Raw genomic sequence first — 401 nt, 5'->3', positions numbered from 1 at the left:
ATACTAATCACGCCGAACGCGATAAACATCTTCGCAGTGCAGATTTCCTCAATACCGCAAAATATCCACAGGCAACATTCACCTCCACCAGCGTGAAGAAAGACGGTGACGAACTGGATATTACCGGCGATCTGACGCTGAATGGCGTAACCAAACCCGTCACGCTGGAAGCGAAATTAATTGGTCAGGGCGACGACCCATGGGGTGGTAAACGTGCAGGCTTCGAGGCCGAAGGCAAAATTAAGCTCAAGGACTTCAATATCAAGACAGATTTAGGTCCAGCTTCTCAGGAAGTGGATCTGATTATTTCAGTGGAAGGCGTACAGCAGAAGTAAGCGTGAAATGTTGCCGGATGGCACGCATCCGGCAATGATATTTATTCTGTTGGATCAGGAATGCAC

1 protein-coding gene is annotated in these 401 nt (G+C 48.4%); it reads left to right on the top strand.

The genetic code is table 11. The annotated features are described in order from the left end of the window. Positions 1 to 335: YceI family protein (locus tag A7976_RS08760; RefSeq protein WP_082878057.1), on the top strand; the 335-nt coding region annotated here is incomplete at its 5' end. Between the last annotated feature and the right edge of the window lie 66 nt (positions 336 to 401).

This window comes from Methylobacillus sp. MM3, assembly GCF_001645185.1.
In the GTDB taxonomy this organism is placed as follows: Bacteria; Pseudomonadota; Gammaproteobacteria; order Burkholderiales; family Methylophilaceae; genus MM2.
This window is presented reverse-complemented; position numbering and strand designations above follow the sequence as displayed.